Source organism: Intrasporangium chromatireducens Q5-1, assembly GCF_000576575.1.
GTDB classification, from domain to species: domain Bacteria; phylum Actinomycetota; class Actinomycetes; order Actinomycetales; family Dermatophilaceae; genus Intrasporangium_A; species Intrasporangium_A chromatireducens.
The window spans coordinates 1-7,093 of record NZ_AWQS01000197.1 but is presented as its reverse complement, the minus strand read 5'-3'; the positions used below and the strand labels follow the sequence as shown (position 1 = coordinate 7,093).

Sequence of the window (7,093 nt, the reverse complement as noted above, 5' to 3'; positions counted from 1 at the left end):
CGGCTCGCGCCGGCTCCGGTCGTCCGTGACCGGCGCTCGCCGCACCGCGGAGGAGATAGGGCGGGCCTTCCCGGGCGCGCCGGTCGTGACCTCTGGGTCAGGGGAGGTGCACGCGACCGTCGAGGACGAGCCGGCGATCGTGATCGCGACGCCGGGCGCCGAACCGCTTGCCCCGAAGGGCTACTCGGCTGTCCTCCTGCTCGACGCGTGGGCGAGTCTCGACCTGCCCGTCCTTGATGCGTCCACCGAGTCCTTGCGTCGCTGGGCGGCCGCGGCAGCGCTGGCCCGCCCAGGCCGCACCGTCGTGCTGTGCGGCGTGCCCGAAGGGGTCACCCTGCCGGCCGTCGAGGCACTCGTGCGCTGGGACCCGGGCTGGCTGGCCGAGCGCGAGCTCGCCGACCGACGCGAGCTCGCCCTGCCGCCGACGGTCCGGATGACGCAGCTGACCGGGTCGCGGCGCGCCGTCGAGGAAGCGCTTCGCCAGGTCGAGCTGCCCCCCTCGGCCCAGGTGCTCGGGCCGATGCCGGTTCCTGACCTGGGCCGGCGGACGGGCGGCGTGGCCGACGCAGCGTGGCACGCGCTCGTCCGGGTGCCGGTGTCCCAGACCGAGGAGCTGACCCAGTCACTGCAGGCGCTCAAGGCGTTCCGCTCGGCCCGCAAGGAGGCCGACGCCGTCACGGTGCGGGTCGACCCCAGCGACGGCTTCTGACCCCACCGCCCCTCCTGGGGCCGCCGGTCCCTCTCTCCTTTACCACGTCGAGTGAGCGCAAACTCCGGAGTTTGCGCTCAGTCGACGGGTGGCAACCGGAGTTTGCGCTCACTCGATGGGTGGCAACCGGAGTTTGCGCTCAGTCGACGGGTGCCAAAGGAGTGCTTGACGGTCGCTGTAGAGGTGCGGCATACTCCCAAACATGTCTTTGGAGGATGGCGCCCAACGGAACGTGCTGCGGGCCACCGCGCACCCGCTGCGCCTGCAGATGCTCTCGCTGCTGACCGGGGCCGAGCTGAGCGCCGCCGAGGTGGCCCGCGAGCTCGGCATCACACAGGCCAACGCGTCCTACCACCTGCGCTTCCTGCTCGACGCCGGCCTGCTCGTCATCGCCGGCGAGGAGGACGTCCGGGGCGGGCGGGCCAAGAAGTACCGCCACCTCTGGGACGAGACGTCGCGCGAGCCGGCCGCGGGCGCAACCGAGGCCGACCGACAGGCCTACGCCTCGGTCCTCGCGGCGGCGATCCCGAGCCGCTACGCCGAGCGCGCCGCCGGCCCGCAGCTGTTCACTGACGCAGACCTCTGGGTCGAGCCGGAGGTGTGGCAGCAGGTGCTCGACCTCGTGACCCGGGCCAGCCGCCTCATGCACGAGCGAGCCCAGCCGCCCAGGTCGACCGGCGCGGTGCGGGCGAACCTGTCCGTCGCGGCCTTCACCATGGAGCCCGGCAGCAAGGGGTCCCGATGAACCTGCGCGACTCCCTCGGAGCCCTCTCCGATCGCCGGTTCGCCTGGTTCTTCACCGCGCGCACCGTCTCCACCGCCGGCTCGGCGATGGCACCGGTCGCCCTCGCCTTCGCGGTGCTGCACATCGACCAGTCCGCCAGTGCCCTCGGCCAGGTGCTCGGAGTCCGGACGATCGCGATGGTGGCCTTCCTGCTCGTCGGCGGCGTCATCTCGGACCGGTTCTCGCGGATCGCGGTCCTGCAGGTGGCGCATCTGCTGACCTGCCTCACCCAGGCCGCCGCGGCGGCCCTCATCATCACCGGTCACGCGACCCTGCTCCAGATCACGATCATCGAAGGGCTGAACGGGGCCGTCTCCGCCTTCACGATGCCGGCCATGATGGGGATCGTCCCGCTCGTCGTCGACCGGGCGCGCCTGCAGCAGGCGAACGCCATGCTGTCGTTCAGCCGCAGCAGCCTCGGCATCGTGGGTCCGGCGGTCGCCGGCCTGCTCGTCGTCGGCGTCGGCCCGGGCTGGGCGCTCGCGGCCGACGCCTTCACCTATGTCGTCGCCATCGTCGCGCTCTCCCGGGTGCGCCTGCCCCGCGAGGAGCGGACCGCCGTCCGGGGCTCGATGGTGCGGGACCTGCGCGAGGGCTGGAGCGAGTTCACGTCCCGCCAATGGCTCTGGGTCATCGTCGTCGCCTTCGGGGTGACGAACGCAATCCACGTGGGCGTCATCGGCGTCATGGGGCCCCTCGTCGCGAAGACGACCCCGGCCATCGGCGAGGCCGGGTGGGGCGTCATCCTGTCCGCCGAGGCTGCCGGGACCGTGCTCATGACGCTCGTGATGATGCGGCTTCGCCTGACCCACCCGCTGCGGGCCGGCATGATCGCCACCGCCGTCATCGCCGTCCCGCTCGCGATACTCGGCATCGCGCCCGCAATCGTGCCGCTCGCTGTCGCGTTCCTGATCGGCGGTGCCGCCATCGAGATCTTCGGCGTCGGCTGGAACACCGCGCTGCACGAGCACGTCCCGGTCTCCGTCCTGTCCCGCGTGTCGAGCTACGACGCGCTCGGCTCGTTCGTGGCGATCCCCGTCGGCACCTTCCTCTACGGCTGGCTCGCCACGCTCGTCGACCACGAGACGCTCCTCGTCAGCAGCGCGGCCGTGTATGCCGCTGTGTCCCTCGCCGCGCTCGCCTCGCCGTCCGTGCGCAACCTGCGTCACCGGGCCGACGAGCCCGAGGGGCGCGTGACGGCTGCGCTCTAGACTGGCGCCGAGCCGCGCCCGCCGCGGCTGCTCCGCCCGCCGCCGACCGACAAGGACCGCCTGCGTGTCGATCAAGGACATCCGCCTCTTCGGCGACCCCGTGCTGCGCTCCCCGGCGGCCGAGGTCGTCGACTTCGACAAGGAGCTGCACACGCTGGTGAAGGACCTGCAGGACACCATGCTCGAGGCGCCGGGCGCCGGGCTGGCCGCACCCCAGATCGGCGTCTCCCTGAGAGTCTTCACGTACTGGGTCGACGGGATCGTCGGCCACCTCGTCAACCCGGTGCTCGACCTGTCGACCGAGGAGCAGGACGGGCCGGAGGGCTGCCTCAGCTTCCCCGGCCTGCAGTACGACACGAAACGCGCCCTCAGCGTCGTCGCCCGCGGCCAGAACATGTGGGGCGAGCCGGTCTTCCTCGAGGGCTCCGAACTGCTCGCCCGGTGCGTGCAGCACGAGACGGACCACCTCGACGGAATCCTGTTCATCGACCGGCTGGACCGCGAGACGCGCAAGCTCGCAATGCGGGAGATCCGCGAGGCGGAGTGGGCAGGCGCGCCCGCGCCGACGGTCAAGGTCAGCCCGCACTCGACCTTCGGGCTGGGGATGTGACGTGAGGGTCGTCTTCGCCGGCACGCCGGACGTCGCCATCCCGAGCCTCGATGCGCTCGTCGCCTCGCCCCACGAGGTCGTCGCCGCCGTGACCCGGCCGGACGCACCGACCGGTCGCGGGCGCCACCTCGAGTCCTCGCCCGTGCGGCAGCGGGCCGAGCAGCTCGGCATCCCGGTGCTCACCCCGCGCTCGGCCAAGGACCCGGACTTCCTCGCCGAGCTGACGCGCCTCGCGCCCGACCTCTGCGTCGTCGTCGCCTACGGCAACCTGATCACCCAGGCCGGCCTCGACATCCCGGTCCACGGCTGGGTCAACCTGCACTTCTCGATCCTGCCTGCCTGGCGCGGCGCCGCCCCCGTCCAGCGCGCCATCATGGCCGGCGACGAGATGACCGGAGCCACGACCTTCCGGCTCGAGCGCGGGATGGACACCGGGCCCGTCTACGGCGTGATGACCGAGCCGATCCGGCCCGACGACACCGCCGGCGACCTCCTCACCCGCCTCGCCACCGCCGGCGCGGGTCTGCTCGTCGCGACGGTGGGCGGCATCGAGTCGGGCACCCTCGAGCCGAAACCGCAGCCGGCCGAGGGCGTCTCGCTGGCACCGAAGATCGAGGCGGAGGACGCCCGGGTCCGGTGGGAGCGACCCGCCCTCGCCGTCGACCGGCAGGTGCGCGGCTGCACCCCGGCCCCCGGCGCGTGGACGACGCTGCGTGGCGAGCGGGTGCGGCTGGGGCCCGTGGGGCTAGTCCCCGCGGACCAGGCGCCCGAGGGCGGTCCACTCGCCCCCGGCGCCCTGCTCGTGACGAAGCGGGCCGTATTCGTCGGCACGGCGAGCGGTGCCGTGCGGCTCGGCACGGTGCAGGCGCAGGGCAAGCGACCGACGCCGGCAGCCGACTGGGCCCGCGGCACACGGATCGAGCCAGGGGAGCGGTTCGGCGATGAGTGAGCGACGAGGCGGCGGCGGCCCCCGCCGCGACGACCGCGGCCGGGACGACCGGGGCCGGGACGACCGGGGCCGGGACGGCGAGCGGCGTCCCGAGCGCCGGGGCGAGCGCCAGCGGACCCCTGCCCGTGAGCGGTCGGCCCAGCACCGGTCGAGCCAGCGTCCCTCGGAGCGGGCCCGGCGCACCGACCCGGCCCGGCTCACCGCCTACACCGCGATGCGCGAGATCGACGCCGGCGCCTACGCCAACCTGGTCCTGCCCAAGCTGCTGCGCGAGCGGCGGCTCCATGGCCGGGACGCCGGCTTCGCGACCGAGCTCGTCTACGGGGCGACCCGGATGCACGGCCTCTACGACCCGATCGCAGCCATCGCCGCGGACCGTCCGGTCGAGCGGATCGACCCTCGTGTCCTCGACACCATGCGGCTCGGCATCCACCAGCTGCTCGCGATGCGGGTGCCGACACACGCCGCGGTGGACGAGACGGTCGCGCTCGCCCGACAGGTCAACGGCGCCGGCGCCGCCGGGTTCGTCAACGCCGTCATGCGACGGGTCAGCGAGCGGAGCCCCGACGAGTGGGTGGCCGCCGTGACGGCCGGTCGCGACCCCCGGGAAGCCCTCGCCGTCCGCATGTCGCACCCCCTCTGGGTCGTCGGGGCCCTGCGGGCCGCCCTCATCGGCCACGGGACCGCCAGCTCCGAGACCGCGGACGCGGAGCTCGAACGCCTGCTGGAGGTCGACAACACCCCGGCCAAGGTCTCGCTCGTCGCGCGACCCGGCCTCGCCACCGTCGCCGAGCTCGTCGACGCGGGCGCGACGCCCTCCTCGACGAGCCCGCAGGGCGCGGTGCTCCCGGAGGGCGAGCCCGGCTCCATCCCGGCCGTCCGCGAGGGGCGGGCGGCGGTGCAGGACGAGGGCTCCCAGCTGCTCGCCCTCGCCCTGGCGAGCGCCGAGGTGTCGGGAGCCGCCGCCGAGCAGGAGCGGTGGCTCGACCTGTGCGCCGGACCCGGCGGCAAGGCCGGCCTGCTTGCCGCGATCGCCATCGAGCGCCGAATCCCCTTCCTGGCCAACGAGGTCAACGCCCAGCGAGCAGAGCTCGTCCGGCAGACGCTGGCCGCGGCCGAGGCCCGCGCCGAGGAGCTCGGCACGACGGTCGAGGTGCGCCAGGGGGACGGTCGGGAGGTCGGCGAGGCGAGCCCGGCCATCTTCAGCCGCGTGCTCGTCGACGCGCCCTGCACCGGACTCGGCGCATTGCGCCGGCGACCGGAGGCGCGCTGGCGACGGCAGCCCACCGACGTCGCCGCCCTGGCGGGGCTCCAGCGCGAGCTGCTCGCGTCGGCGATCGACGCGACGGCTCCCGGTGGCGTCATCGGGTATGCGACGTGCTCTCCCCACCTGAACGAGACGCGGTTCGTCGTCCGGGACGTCGTGAAGAAGCGCAGCGACGTCGAGGTGCTCGACGCGCGAGGCCTGTTCCGCGACGCCGCGGGGGAGCCGCTGCCCCGTCTCGGCGAGGGCCCCTTCGTGCAGCTCTGGCCGCACGTGCACGGCACGGACGCGATGTTCTTCGCCCTGATCCGCAAGCTCTAGGGTGGCACCGTGCTGATCTCACCGAGCATCCTGTCCGCCGACTTCGCGAACCTCGAGGGCGAGCTGCAGCGGATCAGCAACGCCGACTGGGCCCATGTCGACGTCATGGACAACCACTTCGTCCCCAACCTCACGCTCGGCCTGCCCGTCGTCGAGGCGCTGCTCAAGGTCAGCCCGATCCCGCTCGACGCACACCTGATGATCGAGGACCCGGACCGCTGGGCACCGATGTACGCCGAGGCCGGCTGCGGGTCGGTCACCTTCCACATCGAGGCGGCCCGCGACCCGCGCAGCCTGGCCCGGACCCTCCGCTCCGCCGGGGCCCGCTCCGCCATGGCGCTCAAGCCCGGCACGCCGTTCGCGCCCTACGAGGAGCTGCTGCCCGAGCTCGACATGGTCCTCGTCATGACCGTCGAGCCGGGCTTCGGCGGCCAGTCCTTCATGGCCGACCAGCTGCCCAAGGTCCGCGAGGTCCGCGAGGCGGTCCGGCGCCACGGCGGCGAGATCTGGGTGCAGGTCGACGGGGGGGTCAGCGCGGACACGATCGAGCAGTGCGCGGAGGCCGGGGCGGACGTCTTCGTCGCCGGCTCGGCGGTCTACGGCGCGCAGGACGCGGCGGGCGCCGTGGCCGAGCTGCGGGCGCTCGCCCAGCGCCACGCGCACTGAGCCGCGCGAGCTGGGCGCTCCGGGCCAGCCACGCACCCGCTGCCGTATGCCGCTGAGCGGGCTGAGCGGCATACCTGCGTCTCGAGGTGTGTCCCATCACATGACCAGGGGCTGGGGCCCGCCCGACAGCGGTGCCATAATGCGAGGTACGTGCTCCGGGGTCGGTGCAATTCCGAACCGGCGGTGATAGTCCGCGACCCGGCCGCAGCCAGCGGCCGGTTGACCTGGTGAAACTCCAGGACCGACGGTGAAAGTCCGGATGGGAGGCAGCACGGGGTTGGCGTAAGCGTCGGTCGTGGACCGGTGCGGACGTCGGCCATGGTGGTTTTCTTCCCGGAGCTCGTCCCTGACTGGTCGGACGACACGGAGGAAGCCCCCATGGATCTGCTGCGCTGGCTCTACGAGGCGAGCATCCCGATCGGCGGCTACGAGCTGCACTGGCTCGAGCTCGTCGGCGTGCTCTTCGGCCTCGGCTCCGCGGTCGGCGGGCTCGTGCGGCGGGTCTGGGCCTGGCCGGTTGGGATCGTCGGCAACGTCCTGCTCTTCTTCGTCTACATCACCGTCACCTTCGACGTGGCG

7 protein-coding genes, 1 pseudogene and 1 riboswitch are annotated in these 7,093 nt (G+C 73.3%); all 8 genes and pseudogenes read left to right on the top strand.

Annotated features, from left to right (window positions below; translation table 11 throughout):
• Window positions 1-709: pseudogene (locus tag N864_RS17185) on the top strand (primosome assembly protein PriA); the annotation flags it as partial.
• A 202-nt stretch (window positions 710-911) separates the two neighbouring features.
• Complete coding sequence (locus N864_RS17180; protein ID WP_034719734.1) at window positions 912-1,454, top strand: ArsR/SmtB family transcription factor; 543 nt, start codon at window positions 912-914, stop codon at window positions 1,452-1,454.
• Window positions 1,451-2,704, top strand: a complete 1,254-nt coding sequence (locus N864_RS17175) for an MFS transporter (RefSeq protein ID WP_034719733.1) — start codon at window positions 1,451-1,453, stop codon at window positions 2,702-2,704. Before N864_RS17180 ends, N864_RS17175 begins: the two co-directional genes overlap by 4 nt.
• Before the next feature lie 64 nt (window positions 2,705-2,768).
• Window positions 2,769-3,314, top strand: a complete 546-nt coding sequence (gene def, locus N864_RS17170) for a peptide deformylase (RefSeq protein ID WP_034719731.1) — start codon at window positions 2,769-2,771, stop codon at window positions 3,312-3,314.
• 1 nt (window position 3,315) lies between these two features.
• Window positions 3,316-4,263, top strand: a complete 948-nt coding sequence (gene fmt, locus N864_RS17165; protein WP_034719727.1) for a methionyl-tRNA formyltransferase — start codon at window positions 3,316-3,318, stop codon at window positions 4,261-4,263.
• Window positions 4,256-5,848, top strand: a complete 1,593-nt coding sequence (locus N864_RS17160; protein WP_034719725.1) for an RsmB/NOP family class I SAM-dependent RNA methyltransferase — start codon at window positions 4,256-4,258, stop codon at window positions 5,846-5,848. Before fmt ends, N864_RS17160 begins: the two co-directional genes overlap by 8 nt.
• Window positions 5,849-5,857: 9 nt before the next feature.
• A complete protein-coding gene (rpe, locus tag N864_RS17155; protein WP_034719723.1) occupies window positions 5,858-6,514 on the top strand; it encodes a ribulose-phosphate 3-epimerase in 657 nt (218 codons plus the stop codon).
• 147 nt (window positions 6,515-6,661) lie between these two features.
• Window positions 6,662-6,790: riboswitch (FMN riboswitch) on the top strand.
• 102 nt (window positions 6,791-6,892) lie between these two features.
• A partial coding sequence (locus N864_RS17150) for a nicotinamide mononucleotide transporter (protein ID WP_162164542.1) occupies window positions 6,893-7,093 on the top strand: 201 nt, incomplete at its 3' end.

Bases quoted from the DNA above. Each gene is read 5' to 3' on its own strand.
- N864_RS17180 (WP_034719734.1), top strand. From the start codon at position 912: ATGTCTTTGGAGGATGGCGCCCAACGGAACGTGCTGCGGGCCACCGCG.
- N864_RS17175 (WP_034719733.1), top strand. From the start codon at position 1,451: ATGAACCTGCGCGACTCCCTCGGAGCCCTCTCCGATCGCCGGTTCGCC.
- N864_RS17160 (WP_034719725.1), top strand. From the start codon at position 4,256: ATGAGTGAGCGACGAGGCGGCGGCGGCCCCCGCCGCGACGACCGCGGC.